Here is a 25,382-nt window from a genome sequence, read left to right as displayed (position 1 = left end):
CGGACGGGCGGTTACTCTGCGCCCCCATGACATATGATTTCCTGATCATCGGGGCCGGGATCGCCGGTCTTTCCGTAGCCGCCGAGCTGGCGGCGCTTGGCTCGGTTCTGGTGCTGGAACGCGAGGCGCATCCTGCGCATCACGCCTCTGGCCGCTCCGCAGCACTTTATGAACCGCGCTATGGCCTGCCGCCGGTGGCGGAGCTGTCGCTGGCGTCGGAAGCGGCATTCCGTGCGCTGCCGGGCATCCTGTCGGAACGCGGGCTGATGATTCTGGCAAAGGCGGATCAGCGCGCCACTTTCGACCGTGATCTGGCGGGCTTTCAGCTTGAGGAAATCGGGGTCGAGGCGGCGTGCGGTATCGTGCCGATCCTTAACCCGGCGACCGTGGCCTTCGCGGCCACCGCGAGCCATGCCTGGGACATCGACACCGATCTGCTGATCCAGGGCCATATCCGCCGCCTGAAGGCGGGGGGTGGCGAGTTGCGCACCTCCAGCCCGGTCAGCGCTCTCCGTCGCGCGGGCGGGTTGTGGCATGTGACCACCGCGATGGGCGAGATTGCCGCGCGCGTCTTGATCAATGCCGCAGGCGCCTGGGTCGGGCAGGTGGCGGGAATGGCGGGTCTGCGTGATCCGGGCTTCACGCCTCTGCGCCGGTCGATGGCGCGGATCGCGGCACCCGGCGCGCGTGACATCTCGCGCTGGCCGATGCTGTTTGGCTGCGGTGAAAGCTGGTATGCCAAGCCTGATGCCGGGGCGCTGATCGTCTCACCGGCCGAGGAAGACCCGCTGGCACCGCAGGATGCCTGGGCTGATGACATGGTTCTGGCCGAAGGACTGGCCCGGTATGAGGAGATGGTGACCGAGCCCGTGACCCGGCCACTGGCCAACTGGGCGGGCCTGCGCACCTTCTCGCCCGACCGGGTGCCGGTCATTGGGCCGGACCCGGCGGAGCCCGCCTTTTTCTGGCTGGCGGGGCAGGGTGGCTACGGTTTCCAGACCTCGCCCGCCGCCGCGCGGCTGGTGGCGGCGCTGCTGGGTGGCACCGCGCCGGATGTCGGGGCCGATCTGGCCGCGCGCCTTTCGCCCACACGCTTCGCATGAGCCTGCGCCTGCCCGACAGCGGCGCGGATACCGATGCCGAGGGGCGCCGCCACGCGCCTTCCGCCGTGCGCAACGCGGGGCCGATCCTTGCGCTGCTGCAACAGGTGCTGCCGCCCGAAGGCCGGATGCTGGAGCTTGCCTCCGGCACCGGCCAGCACGCCCGTGCCTTCAGCGATGGCCTTCCCGGCTGGCACTGGCAGCCCAGCGATCTGAACCCGGAGAACCTGACCTCGATCCGCGCCTGGTCGGCCGGGCAGGACCGCATCGCGCCGCCCCTTGTGTTGGATGCCGGACGGCCCGGCTGGCACCGGGACATGGGCCGCTTCGATGCGGCGCTGGTTGTGAACCTGTTGCACCTGATCTCCGATACACAGGCCGCAGCGGTGCTGGCGGGCCTTGCTGCGGTGGCGCCGCGTCTGGTGATCTACGGCCCCTTCCTGCGCGAAGGCCAGACCACCAGCCCCGGCGACGCAGCCTTCCATGCTTCGCTGCGCGCGCAGGATCCGGCCATCGGATACAAGGATCTCGGCTGGGTGGCAGATCAGTTGCGCAGCCACGGCCATGATCTGCAATGGCATGAAATGCCCGCGAACAATCTGGCACTTGTCACATTCATGATTTGATATGTGTCAAGGCGCGGCCCCGGCCCGCATGGCATGGCCCTGACAGCAAGTCAGGAGCACGACATGAGTTACAAGGCAAAGATCGACAGCATGCGCGGCGAATTGCGCGTGATGAACAAGGCCATCCCCGAAACCATGCAGGGCTTCGCTCAACTTTCCAGGGCGGCCAAGGAAAACGGCCCGCTGGGGGTGAAGGAAAAGGAATATGTCGCCATCGGCATCGCCATCTCGCAGCGCTGTGAGCCCTGCATCAGTTTCCATGTCGAGGCGCTGATGAAGGCGGGTGGCACGCGCGAAGAACTGAGCGATGTAATGGCCATGTCGATCCAGATGGGCGGCGGCCCTGCGGTGATGTATGCCGCACATGCGCTGGCCTGCTGGGACGAGTTGGCGAACCTCGGCTGACCCTCCGGCGCCGCAGAAAAGCCGCGTGGACAATACGGCCCTCATCGGCAACGATGCAGGCCAGTCGTTTCCACAGAGGTTATAATGCTGCGGCGCCCGCTTGTCCTGTTTGCCTGCCTTTCCCTGCTTGCCGCCTGCGGTGGCGCCCCTTCACCCCAAGGCCGGACCGTGGCCCCGGTCCCTGCCGGTGCGGTGACCGCGCCGAATTTTGGCGATGCGCAGCCCCACCCAGAACTGGCCTCGGCCATCCGTCGCCACAGCGTGCACGGAATCGACGCCGCGCGCTTCCAGACCAGCATCGACTGGCAGACGGCGCGCGCCAACGGGGTGAACTTTGCCTTCATCAAGGCCACCGAAGGCGGCGATCGGGTGGACGAGATGTTCGACAGTCACTGGCGCGGGGCGGCCCGCGCAGGGGTGCGGCGCGGTGCCTATCACTTCTTCTATCATTGCCGCGTCCCGGAAGAGCAGGCACGCTGGTTCTTCCGCCATGTGCCGCGCCGCTCGGGCGATTTGCCGCCGGTGATCGACATGGAATGGACGCCGACAAGTCCGACCTGCACGATCCGCCGTCCGGCCACCGAAATCCGCGCCGATGCAGATGTGCTGATCCGCATGTTCACGCAGCATTACGGCACGGCACCGATCCTCTACACCACCGTCGATTTCTACGAGGACAACCAGCTTTGGAAGCTCAGGGGCGTGGATTTCTGGCTGCGTTCGGTCGCGGCCCATCCTTCCGACCGCTATCCGGGGCAGCACTGGGCCTTCTGGCAATATACCTCGACGGGTCAGGTGCCAGGCATCGCCGGTGCTGTGGATATCAACGTCTTTGCCGGGGGCGAGGCCGCCTGGGCCGACTGGCTCGCCAAACGCGCGCAACCCTGACGAGGCGCCCGGTCTGTCTGTCGTGCCGTGAGTATTTGGGCAAGAAGCAAAGCCATCTTGCTCCTTGCAAAAATACTCATGCGCGGCCGGGGATCTCGCCCGCCGCCGGGCAGGGACACGATGAAAAAGGCCGCCCGTGTTGCAGGCGGCCTTCTGGTCTGGGGGAGGGCGGATCAGCCGTTGACGCGGATGCGCTCGTTCTTCGGGTCGAAGGGGCTGTCTTCGACGACCACCGCGTCCCATTCCTTCAGCAGCATCTTCACCTTCAGCTTCGTACCGACTTCGGCCAGTTCGGGGCTGACATAGCCCATGCCGATCTGCTTGCCGAAGGCCACCGAATAGCCGCCCGAGGTCAGACGGCCCACTTTCACGCCGTCTTTCAGGATCGCTTCCTTACCCCACGGGTCGGTATCATCCGGCCCATCGATCAGCAGGGTGACGCATTTCGAACGGATGCCAGTGTCGAGCATCGCCTGCTTGCCACGGAAGTCTTTCGACAGATCGACAAAGCGGTCCAGTGCGGCTTCCAGCGGGGTTGCGTCGCGGCCCAGTTCGTTGCCGAAGGCGCGATAGGATTTCTCCTGACGCAGCCAGTTCTGCGCGCGGGCCCCGACACCTTTCAGGCCGTGCTTTTCACCCACCGACCACAGCAGATCCCAGAGGTAGCGGCCGAACTCGATCGGGTAGTGCAGTTCCCAACCCAGTTCGCCGGTATAGGCCACGCGGATCGCGCGGATCGGGCACATACCCAGCTCGATGTCGCGATAGGACAGCCAGGGGAAGCGCTTGTTCGACAGCGCGGTTTCCGGGTCGGCATCCTTGATGAGGTCTTTCATCAGGGCGCGGGCATTCGGACCGGCCAGCGCATAGACGCCCCATTGGGTCGTCACGTCGTGGATGTCGATATAGCCGCCGCCATTCCCCATGAAATCTTCGGCAGATTTCAGCAGGAAGTCGCTGTCATACGAAGTCCATGCCCCGGCGGAGATGATGTAGTATTCATTCTCCTTCAGCCGGACGATGGTGTATTCGGTGCGGGTAGTGCCCGCATCGGTCAGCGCATAGGTGAGGTTGATGCGGCCCACGGCGGGCAGCTTGTTGCAGGTGAAGTGGTCGAGGAAGGCCGTTGCGCCGGGTCCACGCACCAGATGTTTGGTGAAGGCGGTGGCGTCGATGATGCCGACGGTATTGCGCACGGCCTCGGCCTCGGCCTTGGCATAGGGCCACCAGGCGCCGCGGCGGAACGAGCGGCTGTCATGGTCGAACGAGGCGGGTGCATCTTTCGGGCCATAGTAGTTCGGACGATCCCAGCCGTTTACTTGGCCGAATTGCGCGCCCATCTCTTTCTGACGGTCATAAGCCGGGGCGGTGCGCAGCGGGCGGCAGGCCTCGCGCTCTTCATCCGGGTGGTGCAGGATGAAGACGTGCTCGTAGCATTCCTCATTCTTGCGCGCGGCGTACTCGGTGGTCATCCACTGGCCATAGCGGCGCGGATCGAGCGAGGCCATGTCGATCTCTGCTTCACCCTGGGTCATCATCTGCGCGAGGTAATAGCCGGTGCCGCCTGCGGCGGTGATGCCGAAGCTGAAGCCTTCCGCGATCCACATATTGCGCAGGCCGGGAACCGGGCCGACCAGCGGGTTGCCATCGGGGGTGTAGCAGATCGGGCCGTTGAAATCGTCTTTCAGGCCGACGGTCTCCGACGAGGGCAGGCGGTGGATCATCGACATGTATTCCGTCTCGATCCGTTCCAGATCGAGCGGGAACAGATCGGCGCGGAAGGATTCCGGCACGTCATAGAGGAAGCGGGCGGGCGCACCGGCCTCATAGGGGCCGAGGATCCAGCCGCCGCGCTCTTCGCGGACATACCATTTGGCGTCGGCGTCGCGCAGCACCGGGTGTTCTGGGTTGTTCTTGCGGTATTCCTGCAGCATCGGATCGGGCTCGGTCACGATGAACTGGTGTTCCACCGGGATGGCCGGGATCTTCACGCCCAGAAGGCGCGCGGTGCGCTGTGCGTGGTTGCCGGTGGCGGTGACCACATGTTCGGCCACGATCTCGAACTTTTCTTCGCCCGGGATCAGCATACCGCCTTTTTCGATCATGCGGGTGCAGGAGACGACCCATTCCGAGCCGGTCCAGCGGTAGCCATCCACCTGCACCTTGCGCTCGATGGTGGCGCCATGCTGGCGCGCACCCTTGGCCATGGCCTGCGTCACATCGGCCGGGTTGATATAGCCGTCCTGCGGGTGATAGAGCGCGCCGATCAGGTCTTCGGTGTTCAGCAGCGGCCAGCGGTCTTTCATTTCCTTGGGCGACAGGAATTCATGGTAGACCCCGGCGGTTTCGGCCACCGAGGAATAGAGCATGTATTCATCCATGCGCTCCTGGCGCTGCGCCATGCGCAGGTTGCCGACGACCGCAAAGCCCGCATTCAGGCCGGTTTCAGCCTCCAGCGACTTGTAGAAATCCACCGAATATTTGTGGATGTGGGTAGTGGCGAAGCTCATGTTGAACAGGGGCAGCAGGCCCGCCGCGTGCCAGGTGGAGCCCGAGGTCAGCTCGTCCCGTTCCACCAGCATGGTATCCCAGCCCGCTTTGGCCAGATGATAGGCGATCCCGTTACCGACGGCGCCGCCGCCGACGACCAAGGCTTTGACATGGGTTTTCATGGGCGACTCCGTGCGCGCTGAAGAATTTTCCCATGAATGCCAGAGCGCGGGCGAAACGGACAAGTCGGCCCGACCTGTTGCGGCGAAAAACGACATCCAAAGCCCTGCTTGACGGAATCGTGCCGCCGGGGCAGGAGAGGGCATGACATTCGCACCTGCGCCCCGATCAGTCTGGATGCGACTCGCCGGTCTCGTGCTGGCGATGCCCTTCCTGCTGCTGTCGCTGGTGGCGCAGGGCTATATGCCCGCACGGGGGGATGATGGCGTGCTGCGCATTGTCATCTGTTCCGGGCAGGGGCCGGTGTCGATGCTGTTTGACCCCGAAACGGGCGAACTGAAACCCGCGCCCGAAGTCGTTGATGGCCGTTGTTCCTGGGCGCAGGCCGCCGTCGCGGTGCCGGTGCCGGAGGCGCCGGTGGTGCGGTTGCCGCTTCGGCTTGCCGCGGCCTTCCATCCGGTCGCGCCGGATGATCTGTGGCGCCCCGCTTTCGATCCGCTGGGCATCTGGGCAAGGGGACCACCCCGCACCGTCTGATCTGCATTCCTCAAACGCAATCGGACGGAGTATTCCATGTCGACCCAAACGCCCGGCCCTCAGGCCGGAAGCGGCAATGGCCGCATCAATCCCCTGTATTTTGCCGTATGGCGCTGGCATTTCTATGCCGTGCTGTATGTCATTCCTTTCCTGTGCATGCTGGCGGTGACCGGCCTTGTCATGCTGTGGATCAGCTATGGCGCAGGCATCGGCGCCGAACGGATGACCGTTCCGGTCGGCACGGTGCCGCTGGCGCCTTCGGTGCTGCAAGAGGCGGCCGAGGCGGCGGTGCCCGGCGGCAAGGCCGTGCAATATGTGGCGCCGCTGGCCGCCGACAAGGTCGCGGTTTTTGCCGTAGCGACCGGGTCGGGCAAGACCGGCGTTGCGCTGGACCCCTACACCGGCGCGGCGGTTCACAGCTTCCCGTGGCGGGCGGGCTGGTATGACTTTGCCAATGACATCCACGGCTCGCTTCTCCTGGGCACGCTGGGCGACCGGCTGATCGAGGCCGCGGCCTCGCTGGGTCTGCTGCTGGTGGCATCGGGGCTTTATCTGCACTGGCCGCGTGGTGGCACGGGCTGGCGGGCGGCGCTGGTGCCCTCGGTCAACCGCACGGGGCGGGCGTTGTGGAAATCGCTGCATGGCGTGGTCGGGATCTGGGTGTCGGTCCTGCTGGTGCTGTTCCTGATTTCCGGCCTGAGCTGGGCCGGGATCTGGGGCGAGAAATTCGTTCAGGCCTGGAGCACGTTCCCGGCCGAGAAATGGGATAATGTTCCGTTGTCGGACGCGACCCATGCCAGCATGAACCACGGCGCCGCGAAAGAAGTGCCCTGGGGGCTGGAGCAGACCCCGATGCCCGCCTCCGGTTCACTTGCCGGGCAGGCGGCGATTGCCGGGCCGGTGACGCTGGACAGTGTGGCGGCCTTCGCGCAGGGGCTGGGCTTTGACCGCCGGTTCCAGATCAACCTGCCGGGTGGCGACAGCGGGGTCTGGACCATCAGCCATGACAGCATGTCGAACGACGGGCCGGACCCGGCGGCGGATCGCACGCTGCATATCGACCGCTACACCGGCAATGTGCTGGCCGACGTGCGCTATGCGGATTACTCGGCCTATGCCAAGGCGATGGCCTGGGGCATTGCCTTCCACGAGGGCGATCTGGGGCTGTGGAATCTGGTGCTGAACACCGCATTCTGCCTGTCGGTGGTGTTTCTTGCGGTCTCTGGTCTGGTGCTGTGGTGGAAGCGCCGCCCGGCGGGCGCCCCGCGTCTGGCCGCGCCGCCACGGCCCGAGGTCGTGCCGCTGGCGCGTGGCGTGGTGCTGATTGCGCTGTTGCTGTCGATGGCCTTCCCGATGCTGGGGTTGACCCTGTTGGCGGTGCTGGCCTTTGATCTGCTGGTGCTGACCGGCCTGCCGCCGCTGCGGCGCGCGCTGTCCTGACACGGCCGCTTAAACGTGCAGCCGGGCTGCGGGTTCCCGTGGCCCGGCTGAACTTATCGTGACAGCCCCGCCCGGAACGGACGGGGAAGGGGCGGGTTGTCTGTTCATACCGCGTCGGGAAGGTGCAGGGCGATCCAGAAAGCCCGGTTTCCCCGCCGCTCAACCTGAACGGAGGCTGACATGAAAACCCTTCTCAACTCGACGATCCTCGCCCTCGGCCTGACCGCCGGTATGGCGGGCGGGGTTCTTGCAGACACTGCCACCACGACCCCCGATCCGGCTGCGCCGCAGACCGCTGCTCCGGCCAACACCATGGCGACCGACGCGACGGCGTCGCCCTATCTGACCACGATCGACCAGGGTGTGCGGGCCTCCGATTTCATCGGCAAGCGTGTCTGGCTGACCGAAGCCGATACGAGCGCGCTAAACCCCGATGGCTATGCCGAGGCGTCGGCTGACTGGCAGGATGCGGGCGAGATCAGTGATGTGATCCTCAGCCGCAGCGGCGATACCGAGGCCGTGCTGGTTGACTTCGGCGGCTTCCTCGGGATCGGCGAAAAGACCGTGGCCATCGACATGGCACGTCTGACCATGGTGCCGGATGCTGACAGCCCGCAGGACTATTTCATCGTGTTCAACGGCACGAAAACTGATCTGGAAGCGGCGCCCGCCTTTGACACCGCCATGATCTTTAGCACCGAAGCCCCGGCCGGGGATCGTGCGGACGTCACGGCTGATCCGGTGGCAACCCCGGTGGCTCCGATGGCGACCGATACCACCACGGCTCCGGCGGCCAATGATCCGGCTGCGACCACGGCGGCCCCTGCCGAAACCATGGCGGAAGCCCCGGCCACTGGCGCGGCTGATGGTGCGGTGATGGGCGAACCCGTCGATTTCACCGGCGTGACGGAGGCTGACCTGGTCGGCAAGCGCGTCTACGGCCCGGGTGAGGAAGACGTGGGTGAGGTCAGCGCCGTGACGCTCGACGGCAATGGCGCGATCCAGTCGGTCGTGGTCGATGTCGGTGGCTTCCTCGGCATCGGTGAGAAATCGGTGAGCCTGACCGCCGACATGCTGCGCATCGCGCCCGATGCCGACGGGGATGGCACTGTGCTGCACGTCAGCGCCACCGAAGAGCAACTGAAAGCCATGCCCGAGGCTGCGGGCTAACCCTCCATACCCACAGCCTGCTCCCCCGATGCCCGGCCGGAAGGCCGGGCATCATTGCTTGCGCATCTGCCCCAGACTGGCTGCCAGAACGAAGATGCAGGCCGCTACCGTGACGATGGACGGACCTGCGGGGGTGTCGAGGCTCAGGGACAGCCGCAGACCGCCCACGACCGCCGCCGCCCCGATCAGAGCCGCCAGTGCGGCCATGGCCTCGGGGCTGCGGACGAGGCCGCGCGCGGCGGCCGCCGGAATGACCAGCATTGCCGCGATCAGCAGCGCCCCCACCACCTTCAGCGCCACGGCCACGGTGACCGCCAGCGCCAGCACCAGCACCAGCCGCTCGCGGTCGGGGTTGAGGCCCGAGGCGGCGGCCAGATCCTCGCTCAGTGTCGCGGTCAGCATCGCGTTCCAGCGCCAGTAAAGCAGCGCCAGCACCAGTGCGGCCCCGCCCCAGATGAAGCCCAGATCGGCACGCGACACGGCTAGGATGTCGCCGAACAGATAGGCAGACAGATCGGTCCGCGCCTCGGGGACGAAGCTGACGGCGACAAGGCCGAAGGCCAGCGCCGAATGCGCCAGCACGCCCAGCGTGGTATCCAGCGCCCAGCCGCGCGCGGCCAGTCCCGCCACCGTTACCGCCATGGCCAAGGCAACCGCCAGTGTGCCAAGACCGACCGGAAGATCACTGGCCAGCGCCAGCGCCACCCCAAGGATCGAGGCGTGGGCGGTGGCATCGCCGAAATAGGCCATCCGCCGCCAGACCACGAAAGATCCCAGCGGGCCGGTCGCCAGCGCCAGACCAAGGCCCGCCAGCGCGGCGCGGATCAGGAAATCGTCAAGCATGATCGTGCTCCGCATGGGAAGGCCCGTGCCCATGGTCATGTCCGTGGCTGTGCTCATGGTCATGACCATGCGTGTGGTCGTGGTCATGGACGTGCTGGTAAAGCGCCAGCGCGCCTTGTGTGCCCAGTCCGAACAGGGCGCGATATTCCGGGGCGTTCGACACCACGCGCGGCGTGCCCTCGCAGCAGACATGGCCGTTCAGGCAGATCACCCTGTCCGAGGCGCTCATCACCACATGCAGGTCATGGCTGACCATCAGAACGGCGGCGCCGGTGTCGCGCCGAACCTCGTCGATCAGCCGGTAGAAGGCGGCTTCACCGGGCTGGTCCAGACCCTGCGTGGGTTCGTCCAGCATCAGAAGTTCGGGCCGCGTCAGCAGGGCGCGGGCCAGCAGCACCCGCTGGAACTGCCCGCCGGACAGACCCGTCATCGGCCGGTCCGCCACCTCCGGTACGCCGACACGGGCCAGCATCGCCTCGGTCTCCGCCTTGCCATGGCGATGTGGCAGCGACAGGAACCGCCGCGCGGTCAGGGGCAGCGTCCGGTCGATGTGCAGCTTTTGCGGCACATAGCCGACAGCCAGCCCCGGCTTGCGGGTAATGCCACCATGCTCGGGCCGCAGGATGCCCAGCAGCGCCCGCAACAGCGTGGACTTGCCCGACCCGTTCGGGCCGAGAATCGTCACGATCTCGCCCGGGTCGACTTTCAGCGAGACATCGTGCAGCACCTCCTGCGCGCCCAGCCGGACGCAGAGGCCGCGCGCCTCGATCAGCGGCTGGGTCATGATGCCTCCCGGCAGGCAGGGCAGAGGCCAAGCGCCTCGACACTGGCGCGTTCTACGGTGAAGCCCAGATCCGCCGCCGCGCTTTCCAGCGCCGCCCGCACCGGGGCGGCAGGGGCTTCGGCCACCGTGTTGCAGCCCTGGCAGATCAGAAAGGCCGGGGCATGTGCCTCGCCCGGATGCATGCAGGCGGTGAAGGCGTTCAGCCGCTGGATGCGATGAGCAAGACCTTGTTCCACAAGGAAATCCAGCGCCCGATAGGCAACGGGCGGCTGGTTGCCGAATCCTTCTGCGGCCAGCCGTTGCAGCACGTCATAGGCCCCCATGGCCCGATGCTGTTCCAGCAGGATCTCCAGCACGCGGCGGCGCACCGGGGTGAGGCGGGCACCGCTGGCGGTCAGCATGGCCTCGGCCTGTGACATCACGGCATCGCTGCACAGGTGATGATCGTGATCGTGAAAGGGCTGCGGGTCCATGCGGCGCCTCTTGACGTGTTATGATATTACATACATAGATCGCCCGTCCGCCAAAGCGAAGAGGTTTCCGATGCGTTATATCATATCCGCCGCCCTTGCCAGCACCGCGCTGTGTGCCCCGGCCCTGGCCGAGGTGCCGCGTGTGGTAACCGACATGACGCCGACCTATGGTCTTGTTGCCACCGTGATGGGCGATCTGGGCCAGCCGGAGCGCCTGCTGGATCAGGGGGCGAATGCCCATGACTTCCAGTTGCGCCCGAGCCAGGCTGCGGCCCTGTCGGATGCCGGCCTGGTGGTCTGGATGGGGCCGCAGATGTCGCCCTGGCTCGACCGGGCGCTGGACGGCGTGGCAAACGGGCAGCAACTGCGCCTGCTGGAAGTCGCGGGCACCCATCTTCAACCCTTCGGGGAGGGTCACGAGGATCACGACCACGATCACGGCGCCGGGGCAGGGCACGAAAGCCATGATCCTGCGGCGGAAACCGGGCACGATGATGCTGACCACGATCATGCAGGGGAAGCCGGGCACGACGACCACGACGACCACGACGCGCATGGTCACGACCACAGCGGCACCGATCCGCATGCCTGGCTTGATCCGGCGAATGGCGCGATCTGGCTGGAGGCGATCGCCGCGCAGCTTGCCGCACTGGACCCCGAAAATGCCGCGACCTATGCCGCTAATGCCGCGAAGGGCAAAGAGGCGATTGCCGCTGCCGACGCCCGGATCGCTGCGCAGCTTGCCCCGGTTCAGGACAAGCCCATCGTGGTTTTCCACGATGCCTATGGATATTTCGCGGGCCATTACGGGCTGACCATCGCAGGCAGCGTTTCGGCAGGTGATGCCGCAGCCCCCGGTGCGGCGCATCTGGCGGAGTTGCGGGCGCGGGTGGGCGCGGGTGTGGCCTGCCTGTTCCCCGAGGCCGGACACGCCCCGAAGACCATCGAACAGATTGCCGAGGCGGCGGGCGCCCGGCAGGGCGGGGCGCTGGACCCTGCCGGTGTGACACTGCCCGCAAGCGCGGATGGCTATACCGCCGTGCTGGAAGGGCTCGCCTCGACGCTGGCCGACTGCCTCACCGCGCCGTGAGCAGCCCTTGACCTTCCCTCCGGCTCGTGAATTTCTAGCGAAATTCTGGCCGGGGGAGGCAAGCATGATCCGCGAGTTCGGGCAGACGGCAGCGGGAGAGGCGGTGCAGGCGGTGACGCTGCGCGCAGGCAAGCTGGGCGCCACGATCCTCACCTACGGCGCCATCCTTCAGGATTTGCGGCTGTCGGGTCTGGGCTACAGCCTGACCCGCGGCTCTGAGGATCTGGCGGAATATGAAGGCGCGCTGGGTTACCACGGTGCAGTGATCGGCCCTGTGGCGAACCGCATTGCCCGCGCGCGGGCCGATATCGGCGGTCTGCCCTGTCAGTTTGAGGCGAATGAGGGCGCGAACTGCCTGCATTCCGGTGGCGCGGGGCTGCATCGCAAGGTCTGGCGGATCGAGACTTCGGGCGAGGATCATCTGACGCTTGTCTGCGATCTGGCGGCGGGGGAGGGCGGCTTTCCGGGCAACCGGCAGGTGCGCGCCGAATGGCGGGTCAGTGCGCCCGCGACGCTGCATCTGCGGCTGACCCTGACCACGGACGCCGATACCCCTGCGGCGCTGACCAATCACAGTTACTGGAACCTTGATGGCAGTGCCGACTGGTCCGGCCATCAACTGCGCATTGTCGCCGACCGCGTGACAGAGACGGACGCAGCGCTGCTGCCCACAGGGCGGCTGACGCCGGTGGCGGGCGGCGATCTGGATTTTCGGGCGGGGCGCCGCATCTGGCCGGGTGAGCCGGCGCTGGATACCAATTTCTGTCTGTCAAACGGCCCCCAGCCGCTGCGCGATGTGCTGTGGCTGACCGGCAAGACCGGGGTCGAGATGGTGGTGGCCACGACCGAGCCGGGGGTGCAGGTCTATGACAACCGTATCGTCTCGCGCCGGGGTGCGGCGCCTTACGAGGCGCTGGCGATCGAGCCGCAATTCTGGCCCGATGCGCTGCACCAGCCCGGTTTCCCCTCGGTCCTGCTGCGCGCGGGTGAGACGCGCGAACAGCGGATACGCTGGCGTTTCGGCACCTGAGGCTCAGGCCGCGCGGCCATAGAAGCCGCGCTGTTCCTCGGCGGTGAAGCGCACGCCGGGCGTTTCAAAATAGGAAAACACCGCAATCACACGGGGCGTCGTGCCCTCGACCGGCGTCACCCGATGCGCGGTATGCTTGCCGCGAAACACGTTCAGCGTGCCGGGCGACAGGGTGATGGCGCGCAGGTCCGGGTCTTCGCCGCGCAAAAGCCGCGCCACGCCCGCATAGTTCGGGTCCGAGTCGCCGCGCAGATCACGGCGGTATTCGAACAGCCCCCCGGCGTCGGGCGCCTGCAACAGCAGCGTGGTGGTGAATTCGGACCGATCAAAATGCCAGTTCAGCCCGTCGCCCGTCGCATAGGACATGGCGTTCAGCGCGGCCAGCGGATCGGCCATCGGATGCAGCGCGGGCTTGTCCATCGTGGCGGCAAGGAAGCGGGCGAATTCGGGCCAGTGATACAGCCGGTTCAGCGCGCCGCCGATCTGATCGGCGCAAAGCGTGCGGTTGCGGGATTCGACCTCTGCCAGTGCCGTATGATCAGCGGGCAGGCCCTGAATGTCCTTGCGGAAATAGATGTTATGGCGGCGCGCATGCACATGCGCCTCGGTGGCGAACTTAGGGGCCAGGGCCGCAGTCACCTCGACGCTGGCTTCGGCGCGCAGAAAGCCGGGCAGGTTGAACATGCCGGTGGCCGCCAGTTCGGCCTGCGCGGCATCGACAAGCGCCTGCCATTCGGGACTGTCCGGCCGATCCAGCGGGTAGCGGTCAAGGTCGATGATGTCGCGCATGGGAACCTCCTGCTGTGCGGGTTCTGTCCAGACTGCGCCGGATTGCGAAAGTTGCAATCGGGGGAAATCTGGGGAACCATAAGGAAAACCGGAGGGAAGATGGTGCCACCCCTGAATGCCCTGCGTGCCTTCGAGGTTGCTGCGCGCTGCGGCAGTTTCACCCGTGCGGGCGAGGAACTGGGCGTGTCCTCTGCCGCGATCAGTCTTCAGGTCCGCCAGCTGGAGGATCACCTTGGCAAGCGTCTTTTCCTGCGGCAGGGCAACCGGCTGAGCCTGACCGCCGCCGGTCTGGCCTTGCAGCCGCGTCTTGGCGCCGCTTTTGCCGAGATTGCCGCCGTGACCGGCGAGCTGCGTGACGGTCCGCCCCGGCGGCGCTTCGTGCTGTCGGTGTTGCCCTCGCTGGCCGAATGCTGGCTGCCCGGGGCGCTGGAGGGTGCTCCGCTGGTCGATCTGGCGATCCGGGTGGAGGATGACCCGGTGGATTTCACCCAAGGTGCGCATCTGCGACTGACTTATGGCGGGCAGGCCTATCCCGCCCATGCCATCCACACGCTGTTTCAGGATGAAATCGTCGCGGTATCCGCCGATGGCGCGGCGGATCGGCCCATTCATATCGACTGGGGCGCCGCCTATCCCAATGAACCGGACTGGGCGACATGGGCCGCGGCGGCGGGGGTGCCCGCGCCCGACCGGGGGCAGGGGCTGGTGGTGCCCTCCACCGTCATGGCGCTGTCGCTGGCGCGGGCCGGGCTTGGGGCGGCACTGGCGCCGCGCCGGTTGGTGGCGGCGGATCTGGCGGCGGGGCGGCTACGGCTTTGCCCCGGCCCGGCGCTGCCGATGCGGCAGGCCTATGTTGCCATTCATCCGGTGGCGATGACCGGGCGCCGCCCGCTGGCGGCGCTGCTGGCGCATTTCGCTCAGCTGTCGGTGCCCGAGGCGGCGGCGCCTTCGAACCAGCGCACGATGGCCTGACGCTCCTGCGGCTCGATGTAGCTGAGGTTCGCGGGCGGCATCGCATGGGTCACCCCGGCCTGCACATAGATGCGCCGCGCCTCATGCGCGATCTGCTCCGGCGTTTCCAGTTTCACGCCCTTGGGTGCCCAGTGCAGCCCTTCCCACGCCGGTTCCTCGGCATGGCACATCGAACAGCGCCCCATGACGATGGAGGTCACATCCTCGAACCCCGGCGCGCTGGCATAGACCAGCGCCTGCCCCTTGAGCGCGGCCTGCTCCTCCACCGGCTCGTGCCGGATCGAGGACAGCCAGGCGATCAGCAGCATCAGGATCGCGGTCGCGGCCCAGGTCCAGTAAGGCGCCCCCTTGCGGGCGTGCTGCGTGTTGAACCAGTGCCGGATCGTCACACCCATCAGGAACACAAGGCTGGCAATCGCCCAGTTGTAGGGCGTGGCGAAGGCCAGCGGATAGTGGTTCGACAGCATCAGGAACAGCACGGGCAGCGTCAGGTAATTGTTATGCGTGCTGCGCTGCTTGGCGATCTTGCCGTATTTCGGGTCCGGCTTGCGTCCGGCTTGCAGATCCGCCACCACGATGCGCTGGTTTGGCATGATGATGAAGAACACATTGGCCGACATGATCGTCGCGGTGAAGGCGCCCAGGTGCAGCAGCGCCGCGCGGCCGGAAAAGACATGGGTGTAGAACAGGCTCATCCCCACCAGCACCCCGAACAGCGCCACCATCAGCACCGTCTGGTTGGCATTGACGAAGACCTTGCACAGCGTGTTGTAGGCGATCCAGCCGAAGGCGAGCGAGGCCATGGAAATGGCGATGGCCTGCCAGGTTTGCAGTTCCATCACATTGGGGTCGACCAGATAGAACTCGGCCCCAAGGTAATAAACCAGCACCAGCATGGTGAAGCCGGAAAGCCAGGTCATGTAGCTTTCCCATTTGAACCAGATCAGGTCCGAGGGCATGGCGGCAGGCGCCACGAGGTATTTCTGGATATGGTAAAAGCCGCCACCGTGGACCTGCCATTCCTCGCCATCCGCGCCCGAGGCAAGGTTGCGGTCGCGGTGCAGGCCAAGGTCCAGCGCGATGAAATAGAAGCTCGACCCGATCCAGGCGATTGCCGTGATCACATGTGTCCAGCGGACGGCGAATTCCACCCATTCCCAGATGACGGCGAAGTCATACATCGGCAGCCCCCTTGCGATTTTCAAAAAGGTATACCGGGGCACACCTTTTCGGTTAATTCATCAAATGACAGATCACTTTCAAATGCGCGAAGAAAATGAGGTCCGGGCGCGATGTCCTATGTGAACAACATAAAGATGTTCGTGCGTGTCTATGAATTGGGCAGCATGAGCGCGGCGGCCCGCGACCAGCGCACCTCGCCCGCCGTGGCCTCGGCCCGGATTTCCGAACTGGAAAAGCATCTGGGGGTGCGGCTGTTCAACCGCACCACGCGCAGCCTGCAACCGACCGAGAACGGCCGCATCTTCTATGAAGGCGCCCGCAAGGTGCTGGAGGCGATCGACGAGGCCGAGGCGGCGGTGGTCGATGTGACACAGAACCCGCGCGGCTCGATCTTCGTGGCGGCGCCGCTGGGCATCGGGCGGCGCTTCATCGCGCCGCATGTGCCTGCCTTCAAGGACATGTATCCGCAGATCGACGTGCGGCTGCGCCTGTCGGACCGGAATGTCGATGTCACAGCCGAGGGGCTGGACGTGGCCTTTCACCTTGGGCTTTTGGAAGACAGCACGCTGAAGGTGCGGCTGGTGGCGGATTGCCCGCGCGTGCTGTGCGCCGCACCCGCCTATATCGCCCGGCGTGGCATGCCGGTCGACGGGGCGGCGCTGGTCGCGGGGCATCACGACTGCCTCAACCTGCGCTTTCCGGGCGCGCGCGAGTTCCAGTGGACCCTGCAAACCCCAGAAGGCCCGCGCCGGTTTGAAATCACCGGCCCGTTTGAAAGTGACGATGGCGATGTGCTGACCGGCTGGGCGCTGGACGGGCGCGGCATCGTGATGAAGCCGATCTTCGAGGTGGCCGAACATCTGCGCGAGGGGCGGCTTGTGCCGGTGGCCACGGCGACGCCGCCCACGGCGACGCAGCTTTCCTGTCTCAGCCAGCACCGCCGCTTCCGCGATCCGAAGATCCGGCTGTTCGTCGATTTCATTGTGGCGCGGATCAAGGCTGACATGGCGGCGCGGATGCAGGGGCTGATGCTGGAACCGAATGGCTGATGGCGCATTGTCCCCGGACGGCGCAGATCGGGGCCAGACGTTGACCAAGGTGCAAAGATGACGATCCCTCCCGCGACGATCTGCGTCGTCGCAAATCCCAAGTCGGGGCGCAACAGTCGCGACAAGGCCGCCATCGAGGCGGCCATGTCTGTGTTCGGGCGCGCGGCAGAACTGCGGCGCTGGCACAAGGGCGACGATCTGGAGGCCTTTGTGAACCGCGCGGTGGCGGATGGCTTTACCACCATTGTGGCCGCCGGGGGCGATGGCACGGTTATGGGCGTCGCTCATGCGCTGGTCGGCAGCGCCGTCAGTCTTGGCGTGCTGCCGCTGGGCACCTTCAACTACTTCGCGCGCGGTCTGGGCCTGCCGCAGGAACCAGCCGAAGCCGCGCGTGCCATCCTGCGCGGGCACCGCCGCAAGATCGCGGTGGGCAGCGTGAACGGTCAGGTGTTTCTCAACAACGCCTCGGTCGGGCTTTACCCCAGCATCCTGCAGGAGCGGGAGGATATCTATGCCCGCTGGGGTCGCTCGCGTCTGATGGCGCACTGGTCGGTGCTGCGCACGCTGGTACGTTTCCAGCGACCGATGCGCATGCGGCTGACAGCGGATGGGGTCACCCATGACCTCGTAACGCCGCTGGTTTTCGTGGCGCGCTCTGCCTATCAGTTGCGCCGGTTCGGGCTGGAGGGCGAGAAGGCAATCAGCGACGACCGTTTCGCCGTCTATATCCTGCATGACGGCACGCGCTGGCAATTGCTGCGGCAGGCGCTGCGGCTGGCGACGGGACGGTTGCGCGCCGGGCAGGACATCGACCTGATGACCGCCGCGACGCTGGAAGTGGTGACAGAGCGCCCGCGTCCCCGTGTGGCTTTCGATGGTGAAAAGACCCGGATGCGGGTGCCGCTGTCCTTCCGCATCCAGCCCGACGCGCTGACGATTATCGTGCCGGATGCGGCTGACCGGGTCGAGGCATGACGCGACTGCTGCATCTGTCCGACCTGCATTTTGGCACGGTGACGCCGAGCCTGATCGCGCGGCTGCGCGAATCGGTGGCGCGGCTGCGGCCTGATCTGGTGGCGATTTCCGGCGATCTGACCCAGCGCGCGACGCCTGCGCAATTCGCCGAGGCGGCGGCGCTGATCGCGGAGTTCGGCTGTCCGGTGCTGACGGTGCCCGGCAATCACGACACCCCCTTGTGGAACCTGTGGGAGCGGCTGGCTCATCCTTGGCGCCGCTATCGCCGGGCGATCACCACGGATCTGGCGCCGGTCTGGAGGGGTCCGGGTGCCGTGGTGGCGGGGATCAACACCGCCAATCCGCTGGCGTGGAAACAGGGCCGCATCACGGGCGCGCAGCTGGATCATCTGGCACGCAGCTTTGCCGATGCAGGCCCGCGCGCGCGCGTCGTGGTGATGCATCACCCGCTGGAGCATCTGCCGGGCGAAAAGGAATGGCTGATGCAGGGCGCCGATCAGGCCCTGCGCCGCCTGCCGGAACTGGGTGCGCAGATCGTTCTGTCGGGCCATGTGCATGTCAGCCATGCCGGGCCGTTCACCAAGGCGCCGGGTCTTCTGTTTGTGCAGGCAGGCACCGGCCTGTCGACCCGCACCCGGACGGAACGCAACGCCTTCAACCTGCTGGTGCTTTCATCTGCCGAGGCCGAGGTGACCACATTTGTCGCGCAGGAAACGGGCCATTACAGCGAAACCGGCAGTCGCCGTTTCGCGCTGGCCCCGCCATGATGGAGCCGCTGTGGGAGCGCGGCGGTTTCCGCATCGCCCACAGACCGGGGCAGGGCGAGGCGCTGGTCATCGCCTTTGCCAGCATCGGCCATGATGTGACGCGCATGCCCTCGCCCGAGTTCATGCGCAGCACGGCAGGCTTCCCCGCCCTGTTCGTGATGGACGAAGGCCGAAGCTGGGCCAGCGGCGCAGGTTTCGCCCCCGGCCTTGTAGCGGCGCTGGCGGCCGTGCGGGCGCGTCAGCCGGTCAATCGTATCGTCAGCCTGGGCGTTTCCATGGGCGGTTTCTGCGCGCTGGCGGCCTCTGACGTGCTGCGGATCGACGCCACCCTCGCGTTCTCGCCGCAGTTCAGTGTCGATCCTGCGGTTATGCCCGGTGAAACCCGCTGGCGCGACTGGACCAGCCGCATCCCGGCCTTCCGGCCCGTCTGCGCCCCGCTGCAAGGCTGGGCCTGTCTGTTCCATGGCATGCAGGACGATGCAACGCAGGCACTGGCCTTCCCGCAGCAACCGGGAATCGACCAGTTCCTGTTCGCGGATCAGGGGCACAGCAGCCTCGCCCCGTATCTGCGTGCGCGCGGCGTAATGCGAGGGCTGATCGAAGCGGCCGTTGCAGGCGACCGCCGCCGCCTTGTGCGCATCGCCACTTCGGCGGGCGGGCGGCTTCGTGCGAAGGCTCAGCTGCCCCGGTAAGTCGAATAGGCGAAGGGCGAGATCAGCAGAGGCACATGGTAGTGCTGCCCGGCATCGGGAATGCCAAAGCGGATCGGGATTTCATCCAGAAACAGCACGCCTTCCCCCGCCTGACCGCTGGCGCGCAGATAGTCGCCTGCGAAGAATACCAGCTCATAGCTGCCCTCCTTCAGGGCATCGCCCGCCAGCATCGGCTGATCAGTGCGCCCGTCGGCATTGGTGACCACCTCGGCAATCTTGCGGTGGCTCTGGCCCGAGATACGGTAAAGCGCAATCCGCACCCCCGCCGCGGGCTTGCCGCGCGCCGTGTCCAGAACATGCGTTGTCAGGCGTCCGCCGCTCATTCCCTGCCTCTTTTCGCTGGTCATTCCTGCGCCAATCCTGCCCTGCTTCGCCACGCAATGCGACACCGGACTTGCCGGAAAGGTCTTTCGCAGATTTTTTGAAAAAATCTTCGGCGATCCAAGCCTAATCTGGCACCAGAATACCAGAGGGAAGAAGTATGGCACCCCGATACCCGCGCGATTTCCGTGGCCACGGCCCGACGCCCCCCGATGCGCAATGGCCGGGCGGCGCGAAAATCGCCGTTTCCATCGTGCTGAACTATGAAGAGGGCGGCGAGAACTGCCTGTTGCATGGCGATGCGCAATCCGAGGCCTTCCTGTCCGACATCGCAGGGGCCCAGCCCTGGCCGGGGCAGCGGCATTGGAACATGGAATCGATCTACGATTACGGCGCCCGCGCCGGGTTCTGGCGGCTGCACCGGCTGTTCACCGGGCGGAATATCCCCGTCACCATCTATGGCGTCGCCACGGCTCTGGCGCGTGCGCCGGAACAGGTGGCCGCGATGCAGGCGGCCGGGTGGGAGATTGCCAGCCACGGGCTGAAATGGGTCGAACACCGTGACATGCCCGAGGAGGAGGAGCGCCGCCAGATCGCCGAGGCGATCCGCCTGCATACCGAGGTGACGGGCAGCCGCCCGACCGGCTGGTATACCGGGCGCTGTTCGCTGAACACGGTGCGGCTGACCGCCGAACAGGGGCTGGACTGGATTTCGGACACCTATGACGACGATCTGCCCTACTGGCTGGAAGCGGGCGACCGCGACCAGTTGGTCATCCCCTATACGCTTGAGGCGAACGACATGCGCTTCGCCACCGCGCCGGGCTACATCACTGGTGAGCAGTTCTTCCAGTATCTGAAAGACAGTTTCGACGTGCTTTATGCCGAAGGACAGGCGGGGGCGGCCAAGATGTTCTCGATCGGGCTGCATTGCCGGCTGATCGGGCGTCCGGGCAAGATTGCCGGCCTGATGCGCTTTCTTGATTACGCGCAATCGCATGAGGGCGTCTGGTTCCCGCGCCGTATCGACATTGCCGATCACTGGCGCAAGACCCATCCCCACAAGCGGTTCGAACGGCCTTCGCAGATGGACCGCGCGCGTTTTGTGGCGCGTTTCGGGTCGATCTTCGAACATTCGCCCTGGATCGCGGAGCGGGCGTATGATCTGGAGCTCGGCCCTGCCCATGACAGTGCGGCGGGCCTGCACAATGCGCTGGCGCGGATGTTCCGCAGTGCCCCGGCAGACGAGCGCATGGGCGTGCTGCGCGCCCACCCTGATCTGGCGGGCAAGCTGGCGCAGGCGAAACGGCTGACCGAGGAAAGCACCGCCGAACAGGCCAGCGCCGCGCTGGATGCACTGACCGATGCGGAACGCGCGAATTTCGAGGCGCTGAATGCGGAATATACCGCAAAGCACGGTTTCCCCTTCATCATCGCCGTGCGTGACAATACGAAAGCCAGCATCCTCGCCGCCTTCCGCGCCCGCATCGCCAATGACACCGAGACCGAATTCGCGACCGCCTGCAAACAGGTGGAACGCATCGCCGAACTGCGGCTGAAGGACATCCTGCAATGACCGGCTATTACGCACCGCCCGGCGGCCTGCCGCCGCAAACCGCGCTGATGACCCAGCGCGCGGTTTTCACCGAGGCCTATGCCTTCATCCCAAAGGGTTGTTTTTCCGACATCGTGACCAGCTATCTGCCGGGCTGGAGCAAGACCCGGCTCTGGCTGATCGCGCGGCCGATGACCGGCTTTTCGGAAACCTTCAGCCAATATGTGATGGAGGTCGCGCCCGGAGGCGGCTCTGACGCGCCCGACCCGGAAAGCGGCGCGGAACACTGGCTGTTCTTCACCGGCGGTCTGGCGACCCTGACCATCGGCGGCGAGGGGCATGAGATGGAGGCCGGTTCCTACGCCTATATCCCGCCCGGCGCCCGCTGGACCCTGCTGGCCGAAGGTGGTGCACCGGCACGCTTCCACTGGCTGCGCAAGCTTTACGAACCTGCGCCGGGCGTCGCCGTGCCCGAAGCCACCGTGATCAATGAACGCGACCTCGCCCCGGTCCCGATGCCCGATACCGAAGGACGCTGGGCCACCACCCGTTTCGTCGATCCAGCCGATGTGCGGCACGATGCGCATGTCAACATCGTTACCTTCCAGCCCGGCGGGCTGATCCCGTTTGAAGAGACGCATGTGATGGAACACGGGCTTTATGTGCTGGAGGGCAAGGCGGTCTACAAGCTGAACCGCGACTGGGTGGAGGTCGAGGCGGGCGATTTCATGTGGCTGCGTGCCTACTGCCCGCAGGCCTGTTACGCCGCCGGGCCGGGGCCGTTCCGCTATCTGCTGTACAAGGATGTCAACCGGCACGCCAAGCTGCGCGGCCCCGGTGCCTTCGGCCGCTAACACCTCCACGAAAGACCGACCATGTTGCAGATTCTCACCGAACCGCTGACCCCCGAGGCCTTCGCCCCCTTCGGCGATGTGCTGTCTGCCAGCGGTGCGCCGGACCGGATCATCAATCAGGGCTTCTGTGGCCGGTATCACGACCGCGCGCGGCTGGATTTCGGCCCGGAGGCCCGGGCGGGCCTGTCGATCTTCAAGGCGGTGCCGCGCGCCTTTCCCTATACGCTTGATATGGTGGAGCGTCACCCGGAGGGCAGTCAGGCCTTCATCCCGATGAGCGCCGATCCCTTCCTCGTGATCGTGGCCCCGGACGAAGGCGGCCCCCCCGGTCGCCCGCGTGCTTTCGTCACCGACGGGGCGCAGGCGATCAACCTGCATCGCGGCACCTGGCACGGGGTGCTGACGCCGCTGCATGAACCCGGCCTTTTCGCCGTGGTCGACCGTATCGGCACCACGCCCAACCTTCAGGAACACTGGTTCCCCGAGCCTTACATGATCCTCCCTGCGCCATAAGCGGGGCCTAACCGGACCGCGACCCCCGGGGGAGGTGCGGAGACGGCGCGAAAAACAACTCCTCCGCAGGAAAGGGACAGAATGGCCTCCTCAACTCCGCATCCGGTGGATGAAATCCTGCCGGCCCCGAAACTCCTCGGCCTCGGCTTCCAGCATGTGCTGGTGATGTATGCCGGGGCCGTTGCCGTGCCGCTGATCATCGGTCGTGCGCTGAAACTTGACCCTGCCGACGTGGCTTTCCTCATCTCGGCCGATCTGTTTGTCTGCGGCATCGCCACTCTGATCCAGAGCCTTGGCGTGACCCAGTGGTTCGGCATCAGGCTGCCGGTGATGATGGGGGTGACCTTTGCCGCTGTCGGCCCGATGGTCGCCATGGCCAATGCCAATCCCGGCCCCGAAGGCGCGCGGGCGATCTTCGGGGCCATCATGGCGGCGGGGGTGATCTCGATGCTGATCGCCCCCCTGGTGTCGAAGATGCTGCGCTTCTTCCCGCCGGTGGTGACGGGGACGATCATCCTGGTGATCGGGGTCAGCCTGATGCGGATCGGCATCAACTGGATCTTCGGCAACCCGTTCGGGCCGACCGCGCCTTCCATCGTTGATCCGGCCCATGCCGAATGGCTGGCCGCGATGAAGGACGGGGCCGCCGCCGCAGGCCTGCCGCCGATGCCCGAGAAACTGGCCGCTGCCCCCAGCATGCAGAACCCGGCCTATGCGCCCTTGGGCAATATCGCGGTTTCCGCCGTGGTGCTGCTCTCGATCCTGATGATCGCGCGGTTTGCCAAGGGGTTCATCGCCAATATCTCGGTCCTGCTGGGCATCGTGATTGGCTGCGTGCTTGCCATTGCCATTGGCGCGATGAATTTCGACAAGGTGGCGAAGGCTGATATTTTTGCTTTCATCACGCCCTTCCATTTCGGCATGCCGAGCTTTGATCCGGTGATGATCCTGACCATGGTGCTGGTGATGATCGTGGTAATGATCGAATCTACCGGCATGTTCCTTGCGCTGGGCGACATGACCGGGCGGCGGGTCGATCAGAAGGCGCTGGCCGCCGGGCTGCGCACCGATGGTCTGGGCACGCTGATCGGCGGCATCTTCAACACCTTCCCCTATACCTCGTTCAGCCAGAATGTCGGCCTCGTCGGTGTGACGGGGATCAAGAGCCGTTTTGTCTGCGTCGCGGGTGGCATCATCCTGATCGTGCTGGGGCTGCTGCCCAAGATGGGCGCACTGGTCGAATCGATCCCGACCATGGTTCTGGGCGGGGCGGGTCTCGTGATGTTCGGCATGGTGGCCGCGACCGGCGTGCGCATCCTTGCGGGTGTCAACTTCACCACCAACCGCAACAACCTGTTCGTGGTGGCGGTCAGCCTCGGCTTCGGAATGATCCCGCTGGTCGCGCCGAACTTCAAGCAATGGATGCCGCATGGTCTGCATCCGCTGATCGAAAGCGGCATCCTTCTGGCCTCCATCGCCGCCGTGGCGCTGAATGCCTTCTTCAACGGCGCCTCGGGCAGTGCCGAGGAGGCGAAGGCCGCTGCCAGCATGGCCGATCACTGATCGCCGACATGCGCCTGTCGCCCCCGGCCTTGCCGCCGGGGGCGTTTTCATGTTCCGTAGCGCCATGACGCAGATGCCCGCCACTGACGACCCGCTTGGTCCGATCCTGAACGTGCCGCCGCCTGCCCTGACCGAGGCAGAGTGTCTTGCGGCCGTCGCCGCACATTGGGGAATCGACGGCAGGCTGGAGCCACTGACATCGGAGCGTGATCTGAATTTTCGCCTCCGCACGGGGCAGGGCGATTTCGTGCTGAAGGTGGTGAACGCGGCCGAGGATGCGGGTGTCACCGAATTTCAGACCCTCGCGCTCGACCATATCGCCGCGCGCGATCCCCGCCTGCCGGTACCGCGTGCGATCCGCGCCCGCGATGGTGCGGCGAGTGTGCTGCTGGCGGGGGGCAACCGGATGCGGCTGCTGTCCTGGGTTGAGGGCGTGCCGATGCACCGTGTCGTGCCGTCAGCCGCGCTGCGGCGGGCGATGGGCAGCATGGCCGCGCGCCTGACCCGCGCGCTGGAAGGTTTTGACCACCCCGCTGCCCGGCATGTGCTGCAATGGGACATCAAACACGCCAGCCGCCTGCGCCCGCTGCTGCCCGCCATCGCCGATGCCGATCTGCGTGCGATCTGCACCCGCTGGCTGGATCGGTTCGACAGGCAGGTCGGGCCGCGCCTGATGGGCCTGCCCTGGCAGGTGGTTCATGCCGACCTGAACTCGCATAACGTACTGACCGCGCCGGACGATCCCGCCCATATTTCTGGCGTGCTGGATTTCGGTGATATGGTTTTTACCCCGCGCATCTGCGATCTGGCGGTGGCGGCGGCCTATCAGCTCAACCCCGACGAGGCCGAAGCCTCGCTTATGCAGGTGGCCGAAGGCTGGGCCAGCATCCTGCCGCTGCTGCCCGAGGAAGCGGCGCTGCTGCGCGACCTGACCGCGATCCGCATGGTCACGACGCTTGCGATCACCAGCCACCGCGCCGCGCGGCAGCCCGGCAATGCCCCCTATATCCTGCGCAATTTCCCCGGCGCGCGGGCGGGCCTTCTGGCCCTGCCGTGCCCTGACTGACGAGGCC

Annotated in this window: 26 protein-coding genes; 19 read left to right on the top strand and 7 right to left on the bottom strand. The window is 66.1% G+C overall.

Annotation, left to right across the window (positions count from 1 at the left end; translation table 11 throughout):
- Positions 1-26: 26 nt before the first annotated feature.
- The 4 genes from C8N34_RS19865 to C8N34_RS19850 all read left to right on the top strand — a co-directional run bounded on the left by C8N34_RS19865 (position 27) and on the right by C8N34_RS19850 (position 3,019).
- A complete protein-coding gene (locus C8N34_RS19865) occupies positions 27-1,103 on the top strand; it encodes an NAD(P)/FAD-dependent oxidoreductase (protein WP_108130222.1) in 1,077 nt (358 codons plus the stop codon).
- Positions 1,100-1,726: a DUF938 domain-containing protein gene (locus C8N34_RS19860; protein WP_054303991.1), complete on the top strand. Its 627-nt coding sequence runs from the start codon at positions 1,100-1,102 to the stop codon at positions 1,724-1,726. The genes C8N34_RS19865 and C8N34_RS19860 overlap by 4 nt, the downstream gene beginning before the upstream one ends.
- Before the next feature lie 63 nt (positions 1,727-1,789).
- Entirely contained in the window at positions 1,790-2,131 is a 342-nt protein-coding gene (locus C8N34_RS19855; RefSeq protein WP_054303992.1) for a carboxymuconolactone decarboxylase family protein, read from the top strand.
- Positions 2,132-2,218: 87 nt separating this feature from the next.
- Positions 2,219-3,019, top strand: a complete 801-nt coding sequence (locus C8N34_RS19850) for a GH25 family lysozyme (protein WP_422387670.1) — start codon at positions 2,219-2,221, stop codon at positions 3,017-3,019.
- A gap of 173 nt (positions 3,020-3,192) precedes the next feature.
- On the opposite strand, the gene C8N34_RS19845 is transcribed toward C8N34_RS19850, so the two are convergent.
- A complete protein-coding gene (locus C8N34_RS19845) occupies positions 3,193-5,691 on the bottom strand; it encodes a GcvT family protein (protein WP_108130220.1) in 2,499 nt (832 codons plus the stop codon).
- Positions 5,692-5,833: 142 nt separating this feature from the next.
- Between C8N34_RS19845 and C8N34_RS19840 the strand changes: the two genes are divergently transcribed.
- From C8N34_RS19840 to C8N34_RS19830, 3 genes are all read left to right on the top strand, one after another.
- Positions 5,834-6,226, top strand: a complete 393-nt coding sequence (locus tag C8N34_RS19840; protein ID WP_054303995.1) for a hypothetical protein — start codon at positions 5,834-5,836, stop codon at positions 6,224-6,226.
- A 36-nt stretch (positions 6,227-6,262) separates the two neighbouring features.
- A complete protein-coding gene (locus C8N34_RS19835; protein ID WP_108130218.1) occupies positions 6,263-7,666 on the top strand; it encodes a PepSY-associated TM helix domain-containing protein in 1,404 nt (467 codons plus the stop codon).
- 180 nt (positions 7,667-7,846) lie between these two features.
- Positions 7,847-8,836 carry a PRC-barrel domain-containing protein gene (locus C8N34_RS19830; protein WP_108130217.1) on the top strand — a complete coding sequence of 330 codons (990 nt, stop codon included), beginning with the start codon at positions 7,847-7,849 and terminating at the stop codon, positions 8,834-8,836.
- A gap of 51 nt (positions 8,837-8,887) precedes the next feature.
- On the opposite strand, the gene C8N34_RS19825 is transcribed toward C8N34_RS19830, so the two are convergent.
- From C8N34_RS19825 to C8N34_RS19815, 3 genes are read right to left on the bottom strand one after another with little or no spacing between them, the layout of a single operon-like run.
- On the bottom strand, positions 8,888-9,679 hold the full coding sequence (locus C8N34_RS19825; RefSeq protein ID WP_054303998.1) for a metal ABC transporter permease: 792 nt from the start codon (positions 9,677-9,679) through the stop codon (positions 8,888-8,890).
- On the bottom strand, positions 9,672-10,463 hold the full coding sequence (locus C8N34_RS19820) for a metal ABC transporter ATP-binding protein (RefSeq protein WP_108130216.1): 792 nt from the start codon (positions 10,461-10,463) through the stop codon (positions 9,672-9,674). The genes C8N34_RS19825 and C8N34_RS19820 overlap by 8 nt, the downstream gene beginning before the upstream one ends.
- A complete protein-coding gene (locus tag C8N34_RS19815; protein ID WP_108130215.1) occupies positions 10,460-10,936 on the bottom strand; it encodes a Fur family transcriptional regulator in 477 nt (158 codons plus the stop codon). The genes C8N34_RS19820 and C8N34_RS19815 overlap by 4 nt, the downstream gene beginning before the upstream one ends.
- A gap of 70 nt (positions 10,937-11,006) precedes the next feature.
- Here C8N34_RS19815 and C8N34_RS19810 point away from each other — a divergent pair, with 70 nt between their 5' ends.
- A complete protein-coding gene (locus tag C8N34_RS19810; RefSeq protein ID WP_108130214.1) occupies positions 11,007-12,026 on the top strand; it encodes a zinc ABC transporter substrate-binding protein in 1,020 nt (339 codons plus the stop codon).
- Between the two features lie 64 nt (positions 12,027-12,090).
- The gene (locus C8N34_RS19805) at positions 12,091-13,056 is read left to right on the top strand and encodes an aldose epimerase family protein (RefSeq protein WP_242013854.1); all 966 of its coding nucleotides are present in this window, start codon (positions 12,091-12,093) and stop codon (positions 13,054-13,056) included.
- Between the two features lie 3 nt (positions 13,057-13,059).
- Here C8N34_RS19805 and C8N34_RS19800 read toward each other — a convergent pair whose 3' ends face one another.
- Complete coding sequence (locus C8N34_RS19800) at positions 13,060-13,845, bottom strand: HalD/BesD family halogenase (RefSeq protein ID WP_108130213.1); 786 nt, start codon at positions 13,843-13,845, stop codon at positions 13,060-13,062.
- A 99-nt stretch (positions 13,846-13,944) separates the two neighbouring features.
- Here C8N34_RS19800 and C8N34_RS19795 point away from each other — a divergent pair, with 99 nt between their 5' ends.
- Positions 13,945-14,817, top strand: a complete 873-nt coding sequence (locus C8N34_RS19795; RefSeq protein WP_108130212.1) for a LysR family transcriptional regulator — start codon at positions 13,945-13,947, stop codon at positions 14,815-14,817.
- Here the strand turns inward: C8N34_RS19795 and C8N34_RS19790 are convergent.
- The gene (locus C8N34_RS19790) at positions 14,763-15,998 is read right to left on the bottom strand and encodes a urate hydroxylase PuuD (protein ID WP_108130211.1); all 1,236 of its coding nucleotides are present in this window, start codon (positions 15,996-15,998) and stop codon (positions 14,763-14,765) included. The two genes, C8N34_RS19795 and C8N34_RS19790, sit on opposite strands and share 55 nt — an antisense overlap.
- 111 nt (positions 15,999-16,109) lie before the next feature.
- Between C8N34_RS19790 and C8N34_RS19785 the strand changes: the two genes are divergently transcribed.
- Genes C8N34_RS19785 through C8N34_RS19770 form a run of 4 tightly spaced genes read left to right on the top strand, consistent with a single transcriptional unit; the run spans position 16,110 to position 19,482 of the window.
- Positions 16,110-17,048, top strand: coding sequence for a LysR family transcriptional regulator (locus C8N34_RS19785; protein ID WP_108130210.1), 939 nt, complete (start codon positions 16,110-16,112; stop codon positions 17,046-17,048).
- Positions 17,049-17,105: 57 nt separating this feature from the next.
- On the top strand, positions 17,106-18,023 hold the full coding sequence (locus C8N34_RS19780) for a diacylglycerol/lipid kinase family protein (protein ID WP_108130209.1): 918 nt from the start codon (positions 17,106-17,108) through the stop codon (positions 18,021-18,023).
- On the top strand, positions 18,020-18,790 hold the full coding sequence (locus C8N34_RS19775; RefSeq protein ID WP_108130208.1) for a metallophosphoesterase family protein: 771 nt from the start codon (positions 18,020-18,022) through the stop codon (positions 18,788-18,790). The genes C8N34_RS19780 and C8N34_RS19775 overlap by 4 nt, the downstream gene beginning before the upstream one ends.
- Positions 18,787-19,482, top strand: coding sequence for a hypothetical protein (locus C8N34_RS19770; protein ID WP_108130207.1), 696 nt, complete (start codon positions 18,787-18,789; stop codon positions 19,480-19,482). The genes C8N34_RS19775 and C8N34_RS19770 overlap by 4 nt, the downstream gene beginning before the upstream one ends.
- Here the strand turns inward: C8N34_RS19770 and uraH are convergent.
- Entirely contained in the window at positions 19,467-19,826 is a 360-nt protein-coding gene (gene uraH, locus C8N34_RS19765; protein WP_054304623.1) for a hydroxyisourate hydrolase, read from the bottom strand. The two genes, C8N34_RS19770 and uraH, sit on opposite strands and share 16 nt — an antisense overlap.
- A 158-nt stretch (positions 19,827-19,984) precedes the next feature.
- Between uraH and puuE the strand changes: the two genes are divergently transcribed.
- The 5 genes from puuE to C8N34_RS19740 all read left to right on the top strand — a co-directional run bounded on the left by puuE (position 19,985) and on the right by C8N34_RS19740 (position 25,375).
- Positions 19,985-21,400: an allantoinase PuuE gene (gene puuE, locus C8N34_RS19760; protein ID WP_108130206.1), complete on the top strand. Its 1,416-nt coding sequence runs from the start codon at positions 19,985-19,987 to the stop codon at positions 21,398-21,400.
- Positions 21,397-22,233, top strand: a complete 837-nt coding sequence (locus C8N34_RS19755) for a bifunctional allantoicase/(S)-ureidoglycine aminohydrolase (protein ID WP_108130205.1) — start codon at positions 21,397-21,399, stop codon at positions 22,231-22,233. The genes puuE and C8N34_RS19755 overlap by 4 nt, the downstream gene beginning before the upstream one ends.
- Before the next feature lie 21 nt (positions 22,234-22,254).
- The gene (locus tag C8N34_RS19750) at positions 22,255-22,746 is read left to right on the top strand and encodes an ureidoglycolate lyase (protein ID WP_108130204.1); all 492 of its coding nucleotides are present in this window, start codon (positions 22,255-22,257) and stop codon (positions 22,744-22,746) included.
- Between the two features lie 81 nt (positions 22,747-22,827).
- Positions 22,828-24,309 carry a nucleobase:cation symporter-2 family protein gene (locus C8N34_RS19745; RefSeq protein WP_108130203.1) on the top strand — a complete coding sequence of 494 codons (1,482 nt, stop codon included), beginning with the start codon at positions 22,828-22,830 and terminating at the stop codon, positions 24,307-24,309.
- Positions 24,310-24,358: 49 nt separating this feature from the next.
- A complete protein-coding gene (locus C8N34_RS19740) occupies positions 24,359-25,375 on the top strand; it encodes a phosphotransferase (protein WP_242013853.1) in 1,017 nt (338 codons plus the stop codon).
- The last annotated feature ends 7 nt before the right edge of the window (positions 25,376-25,382 follow it).

Origin of the sequence: Gemmobacter caeni, from assembly GCF_003054195.1 — a bacterium.
GTDB lineage: Bacteria > Pseudomonadota > Alphaproteobacteria > Rhodobacterales > Rhodobacteraceae > Gemmobacter > Gemmobacter caeni.
This window is presented reverse-complemented; position numbering and strand designations above follow the sequence as displayed.